Origin of the sequence: Janthinobacterium sp. SUN211 (assembly GCF_030587315.1) — a bacterium.
GTDB classification, from domain to species: domain Bacteria; phylum Pseudomonadota; class Gammaproteobacteria; order Burkholderiales; family Burkholderiaceae_D; genus Janthinobacterium; species Janthinobacterium kumbetense.
The window spans coordinates 234,254-252,253 of record NZ_JAPWIC010000006.1 but is presented as its reverse complement, the minus strand read 5'-3'; the positions used below and the strand labels follow the sequence as shown (position 1 = coordinate 252,253).

Below are 18,000 nucleotides of genomic sequence, written 5' to 3'. Positions count from 1 at the left end.
CCATGAGAAAATTCAAGCTCCCCAATACCTTCGTCCTGCTGTGCGGCATCCTGGCCATGATCGCCCTGGCCACGTGGCTGGTGCCAGGCGGGAAATTCGATACGCAACTGGTGAACGGCAAGCAGCTGATCATCCCCGGCACGTTCCACTATGTCGACAACAAGCCGCAGGGACTCGCCGCCCTGATGATGGCGCCCATCAAGGGCTTCGTCGACGCCAGCCTGATCATCGGCTTCGTACTGATCGTCGGCGGCGCCTTCGCCGTGCTGCAAAAAACGGAAGCCTTCGATTCCCTGATCAAGGCAATCGCCAAGGCGCACACCAGTTCGCGCTTCGTGCGCGCCGCCATCATCCCCGTCTTCTTCACCATGTTCTCGCTCGGCGGCGCCACCTTCGGCATGAACGAGGAAGCCATCCCCTTCATCCTGATCTTCGTGCCGCTGGCGCTGGCCCTGGGCTATGACACCATCACGGGCGTATCGATTCCCTTCATCGGCTCGCAGGTGGGATTTTCCGCCGCCTTCCTGAACCCGTTCAATGTCGGCATTGCGCAAGGCATCGCCGGCGTGCCGATCTTTTCCGGTATCGGCTATCGCCTGATCGTGTGGGCCATCGCCACGGCGGTCAGCATCGTGTTTCTGATGTGGTACGCGGCGCGCATCAAGCGCCATCCGGAAAAAAGCCCCACGTACTTGCTCGACATCGAAAAGCGCGGTGAGCACTCGATGGACCTCGACAGCTTTGCCGGCATGACGCGCACGCACCGCACCGTGCTATGGATTTTCATGGCGACCTTGCTGACGATGGTCGTCGGCGTCGTCAAATACGACTGGTTCATCGATGAAATCGCCGCCCTGTTCCTGGTGATGGCCATCGTCGTCGGCCTGGTGGGCCGACTCGACATGGACAGCCTGGTGGCGTCCTTCGTGCAAGGTGCGCGCGACATGGTCAGCGTGGCGCTGGTCATCGCGCTCGCGCGCGGCACCATGATCCTGGCGCGCGACGCGCAGATCATCGACACCATGCTGCATGCATTGACGCCCCTGGTGGCCTCGTCGAGTCCCGTCTTCGCCGCGCAAAAGATGTTCTTCATGCAGTCGGTGATCAACTTCTTCATCCATTCCGGCAGCGGCCAGGCCGCGCTGACGATGCCCATCATGGCGCCACTGGCCGACCTGGTGGGCGTGACGCGCCAGACTGCCATCCTGGCTTTCCAGTTCGGCGAATTCACCACGCCGATGATTCCCACGTCCGGCATCACCGTCGGCGTGCTGGCGCTGGCGCGCGTGCCCTGGATTACGTGGGCCAAGTGGATGATCCCGCTGCAGCTGATTTACCTGGTGCTGGCGCTGCTGCTCCTGATTCCCCCCTGCCTGATGCACTGGCAGTAAGCACGGCGAGGCAGCGTCGCCGTGGCTTTATTTGCGATACGCCTGTCCGTACGCGCCGTCGGCGCCGCCCTTCGCCCAGTCGGCCATCAGGTCGTAAAACCCGGGCGTGATGACGGTGGGCTTGCGCGTTCCATCCGCCGCCTGATCATAGCTGCGCATGCCGTGATCGGCCTGCGGGAAGAGGTAGATGGAGATGGCCTGGCCCTGGCTGCGCAACGCCGCCAGGCGCTCCACGCTGACAGCCGGCGGCGCCTGGCGGTCGTCTTCCGCCAATGCCCATAGCTGCGGCACCGCGACCTGGCGCAATGCCTGCACGGGATCTTGCGACCAGTCGACACCGAGCTTGTCGAACTGCGGTATGCCGTGCTTGCGGAGTTCCTCGGCCTGCATGCCCAGCAACACGCCCGTGTAGCCTCCCTTGATGAGGGCAAACCACGGCTCCTTGCCAAACTGCCGCTGGAATGCCGACAGGTCGTCCAGTCCATCCTGGTAGCCGGATTTGACGATTCTTGCCGTGATATCCGTCCCCATCCTGGCCTTGGCGACGACGTCGCCACCATAGCCCTTGTCCTGCAGTTCCCTGGCAACCTGCGCCGCATCCTGCTCCGTGATATCGACCGCCAGGCCATAGCCAATGCCGAGAAATTGCGCCTTGGCGCGCGCCTGAGCCAGTGGGGCGATCCAGCCGCCCTGGCTTAGGCCCATCAGGCCGAAACGCCCATAACGTCCTTGCGCCAGCCGTTTTGCTTCGCGCGACGCGGCCACCAGATCATCGGCCAGGCGTGGAAAATTCTGCGTATATTCGCCTTCGGACAGCCCGGTACCGCGCTTGTCATACACGAAAACGGATACACCCCGTCCCACCATCTGATAAGGGTCGCGCGCGCGGTCGATCCAGCCGCTGCTTTCGGAACCATGGGCATACACGACCAGTGGCGTGTCCTTGCCGGCGCCCGGCGCTTCCATCAAGCGGCCCGCGAGCATGACGCCGTTCGATGCAAAGCGCGTATCCGATTCGGCCAAAGCCACTTTCGGCCAGCGCTCCTTGCCGCGGACAAGCACGGCGTCCTTTCCGCACGCGATCAGTGCGCCGGCGTCCTGCGTGCTGCCAACGGTCCCGTCGCTGAAGGTGTAGCCGTAGCCTTTGCCCCCCTTGGTGAGGGCGACAAAGCCCGTCTGATCCTGGCGAAAAATGCCCGTCTCGCAAGGCGCCGGGCTGAATTCCTCCGGCATGGGCGCAGCAGTCGCCGAGAACGATACGGCAAGCAGAGGCCAGAGAAAGAAAGAGGTCATGGAGTCAGCGTCCGGTAGGGGAATCAATACAATGGAAATGGCAGGGCAGGGCCGGAGCCGCGCGCAAACCGCGCCAGCCGTTCAACGCCGGTACATATCCGGAAAATACCGCTCCATCAGCGTCTCCGGCCGGAGCGGCGCCGTAAAGCCGTGGCGCGCATACAAGCCATGCGCCGTGCTGGTGGCCAGCATGAAACGGCGCAAGCCCTGCAAGTCGGGATGTGCCATCACGGCCTCCATCAGGCGCTTGCTGTAGCCGCGGCCGCGGTACTCTTCCAGTACATACACGTCGACCAGATAGGCAAACGTGGCATAGTCGCTGACCACGCGGGCAAACGCCACCTGGCGGCCGTCCAGCGTGCCGCCGAAGCAGAGCGAATGGTCGATCGCGCGCTGTACGGTGGCCAGTGGGATGCCGCTGGCCCATGCCGATTGCGTGCTGAGAAAATGGTGAATGGCTGGAACGTCGAGTTCCGCCTTGTCGCTGCTGATCTTCAAATGTGACATCACGCTGTCCGCCTGTCGTGGAAAAAACCGATCATCGGCGATTTGCGCGCTGCTGTCACCTGGGCAGGAAAGAACCGGGGGCACCGCCCGTCCTGATTGCCGGTGATGGGTGCTGCCTGCATTGCATGGCCCCGCTTACAGTGCGGCTTTTTCTTCAGCGCTCAGGCGCTTGGCGCTGACGTACACGGTGTGCATGGTGACTTGCTCGGCGCTGGCCGCAACGGGTGCCGGCGCGGCGCGGAACTTCGGCACGGCGGCGGTGGCCAGGCTGGTGGCGGCGGCGATGGCGATGATGGCAACGAAGATGGCTTCCATGTTTTTAGCGATGTTCATGATGATGTCCTTTGGGTGGCTGGTTGTGTGCTGCGATGATTGAACTGTAGGCCGATCCCCACTGAACCGCCATCGGATTGCGACCAAACGCACGATTCGCGGGACAGAATACAAAAAGCCCGGATGGAACGCACAACGTGCCCGCGCCGTGGCATTTGAGGCTTGCCAGCCCCATTCCTGGCCATTTCAGCGCCCTGCAAGCCCCTAAAAGCCCTACCGCCGGCCAACCTTGTTTATAATCGCCCTACACTAAAGGACTTCTTTCATGACTGATCAATTCTCCAAAAAGGGCGAAGCCTGGTCGGCCCGGTTTTCCGAACCGGTCTCGGACCTCGTCAAGCGCTACACAGCTTCTGTATTTTTTGACAAGCGCCTGGCGCTGTTCGACATCGAAGGTTCGCTGGCCCATGCGGAAATGCTGCATGCGCAAGCCATCATCAGCCCGGCCGACTACGCGGAAATCCAGCGCGGCATGGCGCAAATCTCGCAGGAAATCGCCGCCGGCCAGTTCGAATGGCTGCTGGACCTGGAAGATGTCCACCTGAATATTGAAAAACGCCTGACCGAACTGGTAGGCGATGCGGGCAAGCGCTTGCACACGGGCCGTTCGCGCAACGACCAGGTGGCGACCGACATTCGCCTGTACGTACGCTCCGCCATCGACGACATCACCGCCCTGCTGGCGACGTTCCGCGGCGCGCTGACGGATCTGGCCGAACAGCATGCCGACACCATCATGCCCGGCTTTACCCACATGCAAGTAGCCCAACCGATCACCTTCGGCCACCACATGCTGGCATATGTCGAGATGTTCGGCCGCGACGCCGAGCGCATGGCCGACTGCCGCAAGCGCGTCAACCGCCTGCCGCTGGGCGCCGCCGCCCTGGCCGGCACCACCTTCCCCATCGACCGCCTGCGCGTGGCCAAGACGCTGGGCTTTGACGACGTGTGCCACAACTCGCTCGACGCCGTGTCGGACCGCGATTTCGCCATCGAATTTTGCGCCGCCTCCGCCGTGCTGATGATGCACGTGTCGCGCATGGCCGAAGAACTGGTGATCTGGATGAGCCCACGCATCGGCTTCATCGACATCGCCGACCGCTTCTGCACCGGCTCGTCGATCATGCCGCAAAAGAAAAACCCGGACGTGCCGGAACTGGCGCGTGGCAAGACGGGTCGCGTGTATGGTCACCTGACTGGCCTGCTGACCCTGATGAAAGGCCAGCCGCTGGCCTACAACAAGGACAACCAGGAAGACAAGGAACCGCTGTTCGACACCGTCGACACCGTCATCGACACCCTGCGCATCTTCGCCGACATGGCCGGCGGCATCACGGTAAAACCGGAAGCGATGCGCGCGGCAGCCCTGCAGGGTTACGCCACGGCGACCGACCTGGCCGACTACCTGGTCAAGAAAGGCTTGCCGTTCCGCGACGCGCATGAAGCGGTGGCCCTGGCCGTGCGCGCCTGCGTCGACGCCGGCTGCGACCTGGCCGACCTGTCTTTGGAGCAGCTGCGCGCGTTTTCCCCGCTGACGGATGAAGACGTGTTTGCCGTGCTGACCCTGGAAGGCTCTGTCGCCGCGCGCGACCACGTGGGCGGCACCGCGCCACGCCAGGTACGCGCCGCGATCGCCCGCGTGCGTACGCAGCTGGAAAAATAAACGGGCTGCGTCCCGCCAGCGCCCCGCTGCATCGCCGCAGCGGGGCGTTTTTCATTGGGCGACGATTTTCGACAGCACGGCAAAGGCGGCCCCCGTCTGCGATGCTTCCAGCAGCAAGGTCAGCTCCGTGTAGGTGCAGATGATGTTGATCAGGTTGATGCGCTCCCACGCCAGGCGCTTGAGGATGGCGTGATACACGCCCGGCGTATAGCAGGTTTCGGGCGCCAGGTGCAAGGTCACGGCCGTCACGCGCTCGAGGCGCGCCAGCTCCTGCTCTTCGCCGAAAACCTCTTCCACCAGCGCATGCAGGCTGCGGCTGCAGATCACCATCACCTCGTTGACGCCGCGCGTGACGGTAATGAACGTGCCCCGCTGGGGCGCGGCCAGCGCCAGCAACTGGCGCTGGCAGGCATACGTCTGGTCGGAGTAACGGTAGGTAAAAATCATCAGCTCGCTGCGCGTGGACAGTTCGCCCGCACGGTGCGCCAGCACGATCTCGCCGCTTTTCTGCTGCGGCATCCGTTCGGCCAGGCGGCGCAGCGCCATCACCACGGCGGCCTGGCCCACCGGTTTCCATAAATCGCTCTGCAATTGCGGCTGCAGCTGGCGCGCCAGTTCCGACAGGTTGAGCAAGCCCCGGCCCAGTCCCTCGCTGAGAAAGGCCGATTCCATCACGATCTGTTCCACTTTGGTCGCTATCGAAAGCATAGTTCGTCGGGCCGGTGATTCCGGTGCACGCACCAGGAGCCGGCAACCCTTCCTGAAAAAAGGATGCACTGCGCCAGCGGCCGCACCGGGCGGCGCGGTCGGACTCGCTGAAAAGCCCCCCTCGCGGGGGAAGGGCCGGTTGGCGGCGGCTAGGAAGGCGGATGCAGCATGAATGCCGCTCCAGAGGGGAAATGGCTGAAACCAACAGCAGAAAACAGAACTGACGTCATGTGAAACTCCCGATTTTTTTCCCGATGCGCTGTATCTGGACGCGGTCATTGCCGCGTGCGCTTTTTTTGTCTTCGCGTGATCCGCTGGGGACCACATGAAGAGCTAGTGTAGATCGCAACATTTAAAAAATGCAACAGTGTTTTTTCCAACAGAGCGCTCCATTAGGGGAAGTAGTCCAAAACAAAAGTTGCAGCTTGTGGTAGATCAAACTTTCCAACGATACAGCGCTGATAAATGTTCAATTCTTAACAAAAATTCGCGTAGTGACCCATTTCTTGAATTTTTTGACATGGCGATCTCGACAAGTTTAGTGTCCCCCTACCCGGCGTCATGCCACCACAAAACGGCAGGCTATCCGCCCGCCGCCAGGCACGCCGGGGTGGCCATCAGGCATCGCGGCCAGCTCATTCACCATTTCCTTAACCGATACCATGGAGCAGAAATGAATTTACGTTTGACGATAGTTGCCGCATCCATCGCCGCCCTGCCGCTGATGGCCACCACGGCAGATGCCGCCTCGCCGCTGCCACAGACCCTGATGGCCGCCCCGGTCAGCCTGGCCTCTCCACAAGAGAACGCCAGCCTGGTCAACAAGCTGGCCGCGCAGGCACGCAGCCGCGGCCTGAATACCGAGCATGGCTTTGCCGTCGGCGCCCAGCATCCGGGCGTCAGCGGCACGCGTGTGAGCCGCGTACAGCACACCTACAAGGGCTTGCCCGTCTTCGGTTCCGAGACGGTCGTGGTCAGCAACAACGCCGGCGACATCGTCAGCGAATCCGTGTCGGACCGCGCTTCCGGCCTCGGTAGCGGCGGCGTCAATTCCGTCACCCGCAGCGCCACCACCGATATCGACACCACGCCGGCCGTCAGCGCCGCCGCCGCCATCACCGCTGCCGTGAAAAGCATCGGCGTGCCGGCCGTCGACCACGTGCCGCCGCATGCGCAACTGCTGATCTACCCCGTGATGAAAACGGTGCGCGTGGCCGGCGCCGAGAACAAGTCGGAAGCCGCGCTGAACGCCCTCGACGTGCAGGACGTGGTCGACCACTACGAGCTGGCCTACCTGGTGCAGACGCGCATGATCAGCGGTAACAAGCCCGTCTACTACGACACCGTCGTCAGCGCCAAGGATGGCCGCATCCTGCGCCAGTGGAAAGCCCTGAAAACCGTGGCAGGCATCGGCAACAGCCAGTACAACGGCCAGGTACCGCTCAACACCACGCTCACGGGCAGCACCTACACCATGAAAGACCCCAGCCGCGGCACGGGCGGCAGCTTCGGCGGCATGGCCATCACGAATGCCAACCACGGCACCACCTCGGGCAGCGTGTACAGCAGCACCAGCAATACCTGGGGCGACGGCCAGCAATACATCAACGGCGGCAGCACCACCAACGCCAACGGCCAGACGGCGGCCGTGAACGCGATGTGGGGCCTGATGAACACCTACGACACGCACAAGAATGTGCTGGGCTGGTCCAGCCTGGACGGCAACAACACGGCCACCCACATCGCCGCCCACGTTAACACGGCCTACGACAACGCCTACTACGATAGCAGCTGCAAGTGCATGTACATCGGCGACGGCGGCAGCTCGTTCAACAACCTCGGTTCCATCGACGTGATCGGCCACGAAATGGGCCACGGCATCACGGACGCCACCTCGGGCCTGATCTACTCGCAAGAGTCGGGCGGCTTGAACGAATCGAGCTCCGACATCGCCGGCGAAATGGTGGAAGCCTATGCGCGCGCCGGCGGCACGGGCACCAGCATCCCCAACACGGGCAACGATTGGATGACGGGCAAGGAAATCGCCAAGAATGGCCAGCCGCTGCGTTGGCTGTACAAGCCAAGCAAGGATGGCAGCAGCCCGAATGCGTGGAGCAGCACCATCAAGAACCTCGACGTCCACTACAGCAGCGGCCCGAACAACCGCATGTTCTACTTCCTGTCGCAAGGTTCGAACTCCACGTCCAGCAGCGACTACTACAGCTCCTACCTGAACAAAAGCCCGCTGGCCATGACCGGTATCGGCAGCGACAAGGCATACCGCATCTGGTTCAAGGCCGCCACCACCAAGTTCACCTCGTCGACCAACTATGCCGATGCGCGCAACAAGGTGCTGCAGGCAGCCGAGGAACTGTATGGCGTGGGCAGCGCCGAGGCTATCGCCGTCAAGCGCGCATATGCGGCCATCAACGTGGGCGCCGACGTCGATGAATCGACCACGGGCGGCGCGGTGACCATCACCAGCCAGCCGGCCAGCATCACCGTCGCACCGGGCGCCACCGCCTCGTTCGCCGTGGGCGCGGGCGGCGGCACGGCACCGTACACCTACAAGTGGTACCGCAACGGCGCCGTGATCAGCGGCGCCACGTCGCCTGCCTACAGCTTCACGACCGTGGCGGCCGATAGCGGCGCCGTGTTCAAGGCCACGGTGACGGATTCGTCCTCGCCCGCCGTGACGGCCACGTCGAACAACGCCACGCTGACGGTGGGCACGAGCAGCGCCACCGAACGCGTGACGAACGGCGGCTTCGAGTCCGGCGCCACGGGCTGGAGCGGCACCACGGGCGCTATCGGCACCTTCACGGGCCAAACCGCATACGAAGGCACGCAGTACGCCTGGCTGGGCGGCAATGGCGCCACGGCCAGCGAATCGCTGACGCAAAGCGTGGCCATTCCGGCCGCCGCCACGTCCGCCAGCCTGACCTTCGCGCTGCATATCGACACGGCTGAAACGGGCAATACCGTGTACGACAAGCTGGTCGTCACCGTGAAGAACAGCGCCGGCACGGTGCTGGGCACCCTGGCCACGTATTCGAACGTGAACAAGGCAGCCGGCTACCAGATCCGTACGTTTGACCTGATCGCCTACAAGGGCCAGACCGTGCAGATCTCGTTCGCCGCGACCGAGGACGCATCGCTGCAAACCTCGTTCGTGATCGACAAGGTCAGCCTGGTTACCCAGTAAGCGGCTGAACCTGCGGGCAAGCCATCGATACAAGGCTTGCCCGCACAGCACGATTGATTTTCTGGCAATTACAGTCTACCCTGAGGCAGTAATTGCATCTTGCCTGCTGCCGGTACCCGCGACGAATTGAACTTTTTTTAGATTGTTCCTGACCGATGCCTACTTCGACCTTGTCCGCACGCGCTTTCCCCCATTCCAGCCTGTCCATTTTTACGCCTGCCACCATGCTCGCCTGACGCGGCCATGCAGTTCCACCTCCAGGTGCAGGGCCCGGCGGGCAGCCAGGCGCTGGCCATCGACGCCGCCAGCGAGGCCGAGGCGATCCGCGCGGCCGTGCGCGGCGGCTGGCGCGTGCTGGCCGTCGACGACGGCGCGGCGCAGGAGGCTGGCGTCGCGCCGCGCCTGGGCAAGCAGGGCTTGCCCCTGCTGCAATTCAGCCAGGAGCTGCTGGCCCTGCTCGAAGCGGGCCTGAACCTGGGCGAGGCCATGGCCACCCTGCACAACAAGGAAACGCGCCCGGGCGCCAAGGCCACGCTGGCCGCCATCGTGCTCACCCTGCAGCAAGGACAGAGCTTTTCCGACACCCTGGCCGGTTTCCCCGACATCTTCCCCGACATTTACATCGCCACCGTGCATGCGGCCGAACGCTCGGGCAACCTGCCCGAGGCGCTGGCGCGCTTCGTCGGCTACCAGCTGCAGTTCGACGCCATCCGTAAAAAACTCATTTCCGCCGCCATCTACCCGTGTATGCTGCTCGTCGTCGGCGGTCTGGTGACCCTGTTCCTGCTCGGCTACGTGGTGCCGAAGTTCAGCGTCGTCTACGAAAGCTCGGGCCGCGAAATCCCGTGGATGTCGCAAATGCTGCTGGGTTTTGGCCAGACCCTGGCCGCGCATCCGCTGCTGTGTGCCTGCGCGCTCGCCGCCGTGGTGGCCGCCGTGGTCTTTGGCATCGCCAACGCCGGCGCGCGCCAGGCCCTGGTCTTGCGCCTCTTGCGCCTGCCCGTGCTGGCCGGGAAGGCGGCGGAGTTCCGCCTGGCCCGCTTCTATCGCGCTCTGAGCCTGCTGCTGCACGCCGGCATCCCGCTGCACAAGGCGCTGGCCATGGTGGCGCCCATGCTGCTGCCGGCGCAGCAGGAGCAACTGGCGCAGGCGCGCCGCGCGGTGCAGGAAGGCATGCCGTTTTCCACCGCGCTGGAACACGCCGGCATGGCCACGCCCGTGGCGCAATCGCTGCTGAAAGTGGGAGAGAACACGGGCCGCCTGGGCGACATGCTGGAACGCTCGGCCAAATTCCACGACGAGGAATTCGCCCGCTGGGTGGACTGGGCCTCGCGCCTGCTCGAGCCGCTCTTGATGACCATCATCGGCGTCGTCATCGGCGGCGTGGTGGTGCTGATGTACATGCCGATCTTTGAACTGGCCGGGAGCTTATCGTGAACGTTATCGTGAGGGTCACGCCATGAACGCACGCGACGAAGAACGGGCCGTGCTCGATGCGGCCATGCTGCGCCGCGCCCACGCCAGCGCGCTGGAACAGGGCCGCCCGCAGATGGCCGTGCTGCAGGAAACGGCGGCCCTGCCGCCCGAAGTCTTTTTGCGCCAGCTGGCCGCCCTGTTCCGCTACCCGGCCTGGACGATGGCCGAGCTGCAAGCCGCCTTGCCCGCCTTTTCCCTGCTGCCCTACACGGATTGCGCCCAGCGCGACTGCGTGCTGCTGCAGCCGGGAGTCCCCGGCGCACCGCCCGTGCTCATCATCGGCAACCCGTTTGCCGAAGACTTGCTGCAGTGGGCCGACTTCGCCCTGTCCACGCCCTTCACCGTGGCGCTGGCGCATCCGGACGACCTGGCCGCCTATTTGCAGCAGCAGGAAAGCGTGCAGCAGGCGATGCAGGAAATGCAGCACGGGGATGACGTTCCAGGACTCGACCAGAGCATCGAAGACATCTCGCTGATCCGCATCAGCGAGGACAGCAGCCCGGTGGTAAAACTGGTGAACTCCACCATCTACGACGCCCTGAAATTCCAGGCCAGCGACATCCACCTCGAATGCGACGTGGCCAGCCTGGTCATCAAATACCGCGTCGACGGCGTGCTGGTGCAGGCGGGCCAGGTGCAGGGACTGGCGATGGCGGAACAGATCATCTCGCGCATCAAGGTCATGGCCGACCTCGACATCGCCGAGCGCCGCATTCCCCAGGATGGCCGCTTCAAGGTGCGCGTGAAAGGGGCGGAGATCGATTTCCGCGTCTCCATCATGCCCAATATCTTTGGCGAGGACGCCGTGCTGCGCCTGCTGGACCGGCGCGCACTGACGGAGGCGGCGCAGGCGCTGCGCCTGGAAAGCCTGGGCCTGAACGAGGACGCCATCGAACAGATACGGCGCCTGGCCGCCAAGCCGCACGGCATGCTGCTGGTGACGGGTCCCACGGGTTCCGGCAAGACCACCACCTTGTACGCGGCCATCACGGAAATCAATACGGGGCGCGACAAGATCGTCACCATCGAGGACCCCGTCGAATACCGCTTGCCGCGCGTGCTGCAGATTCCCGTCAACGAAAAAAAGGGGCTAACGTTCGCGCGCGGCCTGCGCTCCATCCTGCGCCATGATCCCGACAAGATCATGATCGGCGAAATCCGCGACGACGAGACGGCGCAGATCGCCGTGCAGGCGGCGCTGACGGGCCACCTGGTGTTTACCACCGTGCATGCGAATAACGTCTTTGATGTGGTCGGCCGCTTCCTGCACATGGGCGTCGACGCCTACAGCTTTGCGGCGGCCCTGAACGGCATCGTGGCGCAGCGCCTGCTGCGCCTCAATTGCGCCCATTGCGCCGTCGACGCCAGCGCCGAGGTGCTGGCCGATGCGCAGCAGCTACGCGACAGCGGCCTGGCCCTGCACCAGGTGCAGGACTGGCAATTCATGGCCGGCAAGGGCTGCGGCCACTGCCGCGGCACCGGCTACAAGGGGCGCAAGGCCGTCGCCGAGGTCCTGATGCTCAGCGATGCGATGCGCGAAATGATCTGCACGCGCGCGCCCCTGAGCCAGATGAAGGAAGAGGCGGCGCGCAACGGCTTTCGCCTGGCGCGCGAAGCAGGCCTGGACCTGGTGCGGCGCGGCGAAACCACTTTAGCGGAGCTCAATCGTGTCACTTATTGAACGCCTTACCCGCGCCACCCTGTGCCTGCACCTGGCGCCGCACGGATTGGACGGCGTGCTGCGCCGCGCCGGCCGTCCCGTAGCAGACAGCGCTTTTCACGTGCCCATCCTGAACCCCGACGCCAGTTGGGAAGTGGCGCTGGCAAGCTTGCGCGGCTGGCTGGAACAGGATGGCGACAAAAAAATGCCGCTGGCCGTCAGCCTGGCCAGCCGCTGGTGCGCCATGCTGATGGTGCCGTGGAGCGGCGCCCTGCTCGACGCGGCCAGCGCACAGCGCTTCCTGCACAGCCAGTTCGCAGCCGTCTACGGCGATGGCGCGCGCGCCTGGCACCTCGCTGCCGACGATGCACCGTACGGCAAGCCGCGCCTGGCCTGCGGCGTCGATGCGGCCCTGCTGCAAGGGGTGCAGGATGCAGCCGCCGCGCATGGCCGGCGCTGCCTGTCCATCGAACCCATCGTGGGGCCGGCCTGGCGCAGCATGGCCGGCAACAAGCCTGCCGCCTTCGCCCTCGTGGAAGCGGGCCGGCTGCTGCTGGCAACGACGAGCAGCGGGCGCATCACAGCCCTGCATAGCCAGTCTTGCGGCGCCGCCTGGGGCGACGAACTGGATCGGGCGTGGCGGCGCTGGAACTTGCGCGCGCCGCAGCTCGACACCATCGAGCACGTGGTGCTGCTCGACCTGAGCGGCGAACTGCAGGATGCGCTGCCGGCGCGTTTCCAGCCCGTTGCCGTGGCCAGCGCCGCGCACCTGATGCGGGAGGCCGCATGGGCCTGAGCCGCCTGGAATTGCTGGCGCCCGGTACAGTGCAGACATTCAGCGGCTGGCGCCTGGCCCTGTGCCTGGCGGGCGGCTTGATGCTGCTGCCGGCCGCCGTGTACTGGCTGGTGCAGGCGCAGGAGACACGGCGCCTGGAAGCGCAGTTGGCCCAGCTGCAGCCCGCGCGTCCCATGCGTGCGCCCTTGTCCGCCAGCCAGCAGCGCGAACGCGACCTCGAACTGAAACAGGTGGCCGTCGCCGTGCGCCAGCTCAACCTGCCCGTCACGCGCCTGGTCAAAACGGTGCAGGCGCCGCGCGACGTGCGCGTGGCCCTGCTGGGACTGGACCTGAACGCGCAACAGGGACAGGATGGCGCCAGCGTCCTGAAAATTGCCGCCGAAGCGGAAACGCCACAGGACATGCTCAATTACCTGGCCTTCCTGAACCAGCAGCCCATGTTCAGTTCCGTGTATCTGCTCAAACACGAGATGAATGCGAACGCTCCCGAACACCCGTACCGTTTTCAGCTGGAGGCGCAATGGCGGCAATAAAATCCGTGCTGAAAGCCAGCACGCCCGTGGCCCGTCCACGCCTGCAACTGCGCCTGCCGCCGCGCCTGCGGTGGGAAGCGCAACGGCTGTGGCGTACCCTGGGCTGGCCCAGCGCCATCGGCGCGGCTTGCCTGGCGCTGGCCGCTTTCGCCATGCAGCAAGGCGATGCGCTGGCCGCGCGCCAGCAGCAACTGGCGGCGCAACTGGCCGCTGCGGCCAGACAGTCGGCGCTGCCGCCGGCGGCCATCTCGCTCGATGCCGATGCCGATATCCTGGCCGCCTTTCACGCCTACTTGCCCGCGCACGACAGCATTCCCGAGCAGCTGCAAACCTTGCTGGAAGTGGCGCAAAAGAGCGGCGTCACCCTGGCCAAGGCCGACTACAAGCCGCAGGAAGATGGCAACACAGCCTTTTTGCGCTACCAGATCACCCTGCCCGTGAAAGCCGAATACGCGCAGCTGCAAACGTTCATCGTCGACGCCTTGCAGGCGCTGCCCACCCTGACGCTCGACTCCGTGCTGTTCAAGCGAGAGCAGATCGAGGCGGGCGAGATCGACGCGCGCATCCAGTTCATCCTGCTGGTGAAAAAAGCGGAGGTACGCCGATGAAAAAAGCCGTACTGGGAGGCGCCGCCGTGGCCACCTTGCTGGCCGCCCTCTTCGCGCCCGAGGATGAAGGCAGCATCGTGGGACCGGCCACGGCCACCACACGCCAGGTGGAGCGAGTGACGCCAGCACCCTTGCTTCCCGATGCCGCGGTGCCGGCGTCTGGCCGTCCGCTGGCGATCCATCCGCGGCGCGCGCTCGACGATGACGAAGCGGCCACCCTGTTTTCTAAGCAAAGCTGGCAGCCGGAGACGCCGAAAAAGATCATGCTCGACCAGCAGGCCGCCCAGGCTGCGCTGCCTGCTGCCCGCGCCGATGCGAACGCACCGCCGCCACTGCCCTTTCAATTCCTTGGCCGCTTCGTCGACGAAGGCAAGGCTGCCTACTTCCTGCAAGCGGGCGACCGCAACGTGGTGGCGCGTCCCGGCGACACGCTCGAAGAGCGCTACCGCTTCGACGGCATGGTGCAAGGCGCACTGCAATTTACCTATCTGCCGCTCAACCAGAAACAGACACTCGCCGTAGGGGACCTCAATTGAAACGACGCGCCGCACGTATGTCTCGTACTATCATCACCCTGCTCCCGATGCTGTCCCTGCTGGCTGCCTGCGCCGGCAACCAGGCCTACAACGACGGCCAGGCCATGCTGGGCGCCGGCCGCACGGAACAGGGCCTGGCCCTGCTGGAACAGGCGGCGCAAGCCGAGCCGACCAACGCCAAGTACCGCATCGCCGTCACCAACGGCAGGATGCGCGCGCTGAACAACCTGAATGGCCGCGCCGAAGCGCTGCGCCAGCAAGGCAAGCTGCCCGAGGCGCAAGCGCTGTACCAGCAGGCGCTGGTGCTGGACGCCAGCAACGACGTAGCGCAGCGGGGCCTGGCCGGCGTGGCGCAGGAGGAACGGCACCGCAAGCTGGTGCAGGAAGCGCAGGCCAGTTACCAGCGCGGCGGCGAAGCGAATATCGCGCAGGCGCAGGAAGCCTTGCGCCAGGTGCTGCAGGAACGCCCCGCACAGCGCGAGGCGCTGGCCCTGAAAAGCCGCATCGGCGAGGCGCAGTCAAAAAGCCTGCCATCCGGCGGCAAGCTGGCAGCCGCCTACCGCAAACCCGTGACCCTGGAATTTCGCGACGCGCCGCTGCGCTCCGTGTTCGATCTTCTCAGCAAGGTGTCGGGTCTGAACTTCGTCTTCGACAAGGAAGTCGACCCGGCCCTGCGCGCCACCATCTCCGTGCGCGACACCAGCATCGAAGAGGCGATCGCCATGCTGCTGGGCGCGAACCAGCTGGAACAAAGCGTCACCAGCGACAAGTCGATCACGATTTACCCGAACACGCCGCAAAAGGTGAAGGATTACCAGCAGCTCGTGGTACGCACCTTCTTTCTCGCCAATGCGGACGTCAAGACGGTGGCGTTTTCCATCAAGACCCTGCTCAAGGCCAAGGACGTCGTCACCGACGAGCGCCTGGGCATCATCATGCTGCGCGATACGCCGGAAATGGTACGCATGGCCGAGCGCATCATCAACGTGCAGGACCTGGCCGACCCGGAAGTGATGCTGGAGGTCGAAGTGCTGGAAGTGAAGCGGACGCGCCTGATGGAGCTGGGCGTGCGCTGGCCGGACCAGGCCAGCCTCACGCTGGCCGGCGTCGGCACGGGATTGGGCGGCCTGAAGGTGGCCGACCTGCACCGCATCAATGGCGACAACATCAACCTGGGCATCGGCGGCGTCACCCTGAACGCCAACAAGACGGACAGCGACAGCAATATCCTGGCCAATCCGCGCATTCGCGTGCGCAACAAGGAAAAGGCCAAGATCCTGATCGGCGACCGCGTGCCCGTCATTACCGTCACGACGAATAACGGCGTCAGTTCCGACAGCGTCAACTACATCGATGTGGGCCTGAAGCTCGACGTCGAACCGAACGTCTACCTGGACGACGAAGTGGCCATCAAGATCAACCTGGAAGTGTCGAATGTCGTCAAGGAAGTCATCAGCAAGACGGGCACGCAGGCTTACCAGATCGGCACGCGCAGCGCCTCGACGGTCCTGCGCCTGAAAGACGGCGAAACGCAGGTGCTGGCAGGTCTGATCAGCGACGAGGACCGGGGCACGGCCAACAAGGTGCCGGGCGTGGGCGAACTGCCCGTGCTGAACCGCCTGTTCGGCAGCCAGAAGGACGACGCCATGCGCAGCGAGATCGTGCTGTCGATTACGCCGCGCCTGCTGCGCAGCATCCGCCGCCCGGACCTGATGACAGCCGAATTCAACTCCGGCACCGAGGCATCCGTGGGCGGCCGTGCCAGCGTGGGTGGCAGCCCCGAAGCCGTCGCCGCGCCCGAGCAGGCCGCCCCACGCAGCGGCTCGCCCATGACGGGCGGCGACGAGGCGCCAGCGGCAGGCGACAAGGCCACTGTCAAGGGTGGCCAGTGAGGTGGCCAGTGAAACAGCGGGGCTTTACCTTCATCGAGCTGATGATCACCCTGGCGATCATGGCGACTCTGGCCACGGTCGCCGTGCCGATGGCGCAGGTGGCGCAGCAAAGGGCGAAGGAACAGGAGTTGCGCAACGCCCTGATCGAGATACGCGAAGCGATCGATACCTACAAGCGCGCCTCGGACAATGGCCGCATCAAGCTTTCGCTGGGCGCTTCCGGCTATCCGAAAAAACTCGAGGAACTGGTCGAGGGCGTGCCCGACCAACGCAGTCCCTCGAAGCAGAACATCTATTTTTTGCGCCGCCTGCCGCGCGACCCGTTCCTGCCCAGGGAAGCTGGCAGCGCGGCCGACAGCTGGAGCAAGCGCGCCTACGCCTCGCCGCCCGACAATCCCAGCGAAGGCGAAGACGTGTTCGACGTCGCCTCGCGCTCGACCAAGGTGGGCCTGAACGGCGTGCCGCTCAAGGAATGGTGATTTCGATGCCCTGCTCACATCCGCGCCGCGGTTTTACGTTGGTCGAACTGCTGGTGGTACTGGCGATCATCTCGCTGCTGCTGACGATCGCCATTCCCCGCTATTTCGGCTCGGTGGAAAAATCGAAGGAGGTCGTCCTGAAGGAAAACCTGCAGGTGCTCAGGAGCGGCCTGGATAAATACTATGCCGACAAGGGCGAGTATCCGGCCGCACTGGCCGACCTGGTGACCCACCATTACTTCCGCAGCGTACCGCTGGACCCCGTCACGGAGTCCGCCGCCACCTGGCAACTGATCCCATCGCCCAATGGCGAAATCGGCGGCGTGGCGGACGTGCGCAGCGGCGCCAAGGGCAAGACGCGCGAGGGCATCCCCTTTGAGCAGCTCTAGTTTCCAGCGCCGCGCACGGGGTTTCGCGTATATCTGGACCCTGATGCTGGTAGCCTTCATGGGCGTGGGCCTGGTGTTGGCCAGCGAATTGCATGCCACGGCCGCGCGGCGCGACAAGGAGCGCGAGCTGCTGTTCATCGGCCATGAATTCCGCAATGCGCTGGGCCGCTACTACGACAGCACCCCGGGCGACGGGCGGCCCCGTTATCCATTGACCTTGCAGGAACTGCTGCGCGACCCGCGCTTCGCCAACGCCCGGCGGCATTTGCGCCGCCTGTATGCGGACCCCTTCACGGGCAAGGCGGAATGGGGCGTGCTGCGGCAGGAGGGCCGCATCGTCGGCATCCATTCGCTATCGCCGCAACTGCCCATCAAGCAGGACAATTTTCTCGACGAAGACGCCAGCCTGCGCCGCAAGCAACGCTACGCGGACTGGCACTTCACCTATCCGCACGACCTGGTGCTGGCCCCGCCCGATGCCGCCGGCGGCGCGCCCGGGCTCAAGCCGAAAGGCGCGAACTGATATCATGC

Annotated in this window: 17 protein-coding genes; 13 read left to right on the top strand and 4 right to left on the bottom strand. The window is 64.6% G+C overall.

Going from position 1 to position 18,000, the window contains the following annotated elements; translation table 11 throughout:
- Positions 1 to 2 precede the first annotated feature (2 nt).
- Entirely contained in the window at positions 3 to 1,391 is a 1,389-nt protein-coding gene (locus tag O3301_RS21000; RefSeq protein ID WP_289917395.1) for a YfcC family protein, read from the top strand.
- A gap of 27 nt (positions 1,392 to 1,418) precedes the next feature.
- Here the strand turns inward: O3301_RS21000 and O3301_RS20995 are convergent, their stop codons facing one another.
- From O3301_RS20995 to O3301_RS20985, 3 genes are all read right to left on the bottom strand, one after another.
- Complete coding sequence (locus O3301_RS20995; protein WP_305057394.1) at positions 1,419 to 2,684, bottom strand: S9 family peptidase; 1,266 nt, start codon at positions 2,682 to 2,684, stop codon at positions 1,419 to 1,421.
- Between the two features lie 81 nt (positions 2,685 to 2,765).
- Positions 2,766 to 3,191 (bottom strand): GNAT family N-acetyltransferase, encoded by a 426-nt coding sequence (locus O3301_RS20990; protein WP_289917892.1) that lies wholly within the window; start codon positions 3,189 to 3,191, stop codon positions 2,766 to 2,768.
- Between the two features lie 135 nt (positions 3,192 to 3,326).
- Positions 3,327 to 3,524: a hypothetical protein gene (locus tag O3301_RS20985; RefSeq protein ID WP_099666468.1), complete on the bottom strand. Its 198-nt coding sequence runs from the start codon at positions 3,522 to 3,524 to the stop codon at positions 3,327 to 3,329.
- Positions 3,525 to 3,789: 265 nt separating this feature from the next.
- Here O3301_RS20985 and argH point away from each other — a divergent pair, with 265 nt between their 5' ends.
- Positions 3,790 to 5,187: an argininosuccinate lyase gene (gene argH / locus O3301_RS20980; protein ID WP_251350221.1), complete on the top strand. Its 1,398-nt coding sequence runs from the start codon at positions 3,790 to 3,792 to the stop codon at positions 5,185 to 5,187.
- 51 nt (positions 5,188 to 5,238) lie between these two features.
- On the opposite strand, the gene O3301_RS20975 is transcribed toward argH, so the two are convergent.
- A complete protein-coding gene (locus O3301_RS20975) occupies positions 5,239 to 5,895 on the bottom strand; it encodes a hypothetical protein (protein ID WP_099666466.1) in 657 nt (218 codons plus the stop codon).
- Between the two features lie 673 nt (positions 5,896 to 6,568).
- Here O3301_RS20975 and O3301_RS20970 point away from each other — a divergent pair.
- The 11 genes from O3301_RS20970 (at position 6,569) to O3301_RS20920 (ending at position 17,992) form a co-directional block, all read left to right on the top strand.
- Complete coding sequence (locus tag O3301_RS20970; RefSeq protein ID WP_305057393.1) at positions 6,569 to 9,100, top strand: M4 family metallopeptidase; 2,532 nt, start codon at positions 6,569 to 6,571, stop codon at positions 9,098 to 9,100.
- A gap of 243 nt (positions 9,101 to 9,343) precedes the next feature.
- Positions 9,344 to 10,537, top strand: a complete 1,194-nt coding sequence (locus O3301_RS20965) for a type II secretion system F family protein (RefSeq protein ID WP_305057392.1) — start codon at positions 9,344 to 9,346, stop codon at positions 10,535 to 10,537.
- Between the two features lie 22 nt (positions 10,538 to 10,559).
- Positions 10,560 to 12,257, top strand: a complete 1,698-nt coding sequence (locus O3301_RS20960) for a GspE/PulE family protein (protein WP_305057391.1) — start codon at positions 10,560 to 10,562, stop codon at positions 12,255 to 12,257.
- A complete protein-coding gene (locus tag O3301_RS20955) occupies positions 12,244 to 13,032 on the top strand; it encodes a hypothetical protein (protein ID WP_305057390.1) in 789 nt (262 codons plus the stop codon). Before O3301_RS20960 ends, O3301_RS20955 begins: the two co-directional genes overlap by 14 nt.
- Entirely contained in the window at positions 13,023 to 13,565 is a 543-nt protein-coding gene (locus tag O3301_RS20950) for a hypothetical protein (protein WP_305057389.1), read from the top strand. Before O3301_RS20955 ends, O3301_RS20950 begins: the two co-directional genes overlap by 10 nt.
- Positions 13,553 to 14,173, top strand: a complete 621-nt coding sequence (gene pilO / locus O3301_RS20945; protein ID WP_305057388.1) for a type 4a pilus biogenesis protein PilO — start codon at positions 13,553 to 13,555, stop codon at positions 14,171 to 14,173. Before O3301_RS20950 ends, pilO begins: the two co-directional genes overlap by 13 nt.
- A complete protein-coding gene (locus O3301_RS20940) occupies positions 14,170 to 14,709 on the top strand; it encodes a hypothetical protein (RefSeq protein ID WP_289913085.1) in 540 nt (179 codons plus the stop codon). Before pilO ends, O3301_RS20940 begins: the two co-directional genes overlap by 4 nt.
- A 17-nt stretch (positions 14,710 to 14,726) precedes the next feature.
- A complete protein-coding gene (locus tag O3301_RS20935; RefSeq protein ID WP_305057387.1) occupies positions 14,727 to 16,601 on the top strand; it encodes a secretin and TonB N-terminal domain-containing protein in 1,875 nt (624 codons plus the stop codon).
- Complete coding sequence (locus O3301_RS20930; protein ID WP_305057386.1) at positions 16,598 to 17,080, top strand: type II secretion system protein; 483 nt, start codon at positions 16,598 to 16,600, stop codon at positions 17,078 to 17,080. Before O3301_RS20935 ends, O3301_RS20930 begins: the two co-directional genes overlap by 4 nt.
- A gap of 5 nt (positions 17,081 to 17,085) precedes the next feature.
- Positions 17,086 to 17,469 (top strand): type II secretion system protein, encoded by a 384-nt coding sequence (locus tag O3301_RS20925; RefSeq protein WP_305057385.1) that lies wholly within the window; start codon positions 17,086 to 17,088, stop codon positions 17,467 to 17,469.
- On the top strand, positions 17,456 to 17,992 hold the full coding sequence (locus tag O3301_RS20920; protein WP_289900237.1) for a type II secretion system protein: 537 nt from the start codon (positions 17,456 to 17,458) through the stop codon (positions 17,990 to 17,992). Before O3301_RS20925 ends, O3301_RS20920 begins: the two co-directional genes overlap by 14 nt.
- Positions 17,993 to 18,000: the final 8 nt, after the last annotated feature.

Bases quoted from the DNA above. Each gene is read 5' to 3' on its own strand.
- O3301_RS21000 (WP_289917395.1), top strand. From the start codon at position 3: ATGAGAAAATTCAAGCTCCCCAATACCTTCGTCCTGCTGTGCGGCATC.
- O3301_RS20995 (WP_305057394.1), bottom strand. From the start codon at position 2,684: ATGACCTCTTTCTTTCTCTGGCCTCTGCTTGCCGTATCGTTCTCGGCG.
- O3301_RS20990 (WP_289917892.1), bottom strand. From the start codon at position 3,191: ATGTCACATTTGAAGATCAGCAGCGACAAGGCGGAACTCGACGTTCCA.
- O3301_RS20985 (WP_099666468.1), bottom strand. From the start codon at position 3,524: ATGAACATCGCTAAAAACATGGAAGCCATCTTCGTTGCCATCATCGCC.
- argH (WP_251350221.1), top strand. From the start codon at position 3,790: ATGACTGATCAATTCTCCAAAAAGGGCGAAGCCTGGTCGGCCCGGTTT.
- O3301_RS20975 (WP_099666466.1), bottom strand. From the start codon at position 5,895: ATGCTTTCGATAGCGACCAAAGTGGAACAGATCGTGATGGAATCGGCC.
- O3301_RS20970 (WP_305057393.1), top strand. From the start codon at position 6,569: ATGAATTTACGTTTGACGATAGTTGCCGCATCCATCGCCGCCCTGCCG.
- O3301_RS20965 (WP_305057392.1), top strand. From the start codon at position 9,344: ATGCAGTTCCACCTCCAGGTGCAGGGCCCGGCGGGCAGCCAGGCGCTG.
- O3301_RS20960 (WP_305057391.1), top strand. From the start codon at position 10,560: ATGAACGCACGCGACGAAGAACGGGCCGTGCTCGATGCGGCCATGCTG.
- O3301_RS20950 (WP_305057389.1), top strand. From the start codon at position 13,023: ATGGGCCTGAGCCGCCTGGAATTGCTGGCGCCCGGTACAGTGCAGACA.
- pilO (WP_305057388.1), top strand. From the start codon at position 13,553: ATGGCGGCAATAAAATCCGTGCTGAAAGCCAGCACGCCCGTGGCCCGT.
- O3301_RS20940 (WP_289913085.1), top strand. From the start codon at position 14,170: ATGAAAAAAGCCGTACTGGGAGGCGCCGCCGTGGCCACCTTGCTGGCC.
- O3301_RS20935 (WP_305057387.1), top strand. From the start codon at position 14,727: ATGTCTCGTACTATCATCACCCTGCTCCCGATGCTGTCCCTGCTGGCT.
- O3301_RS20925 (WP_305057385.1), top strand. From the start codon at position 17,086: ATGCCCTGCTCACATCCGCGCCGCGGTTTTACGTTGGTCGAACTGCTG.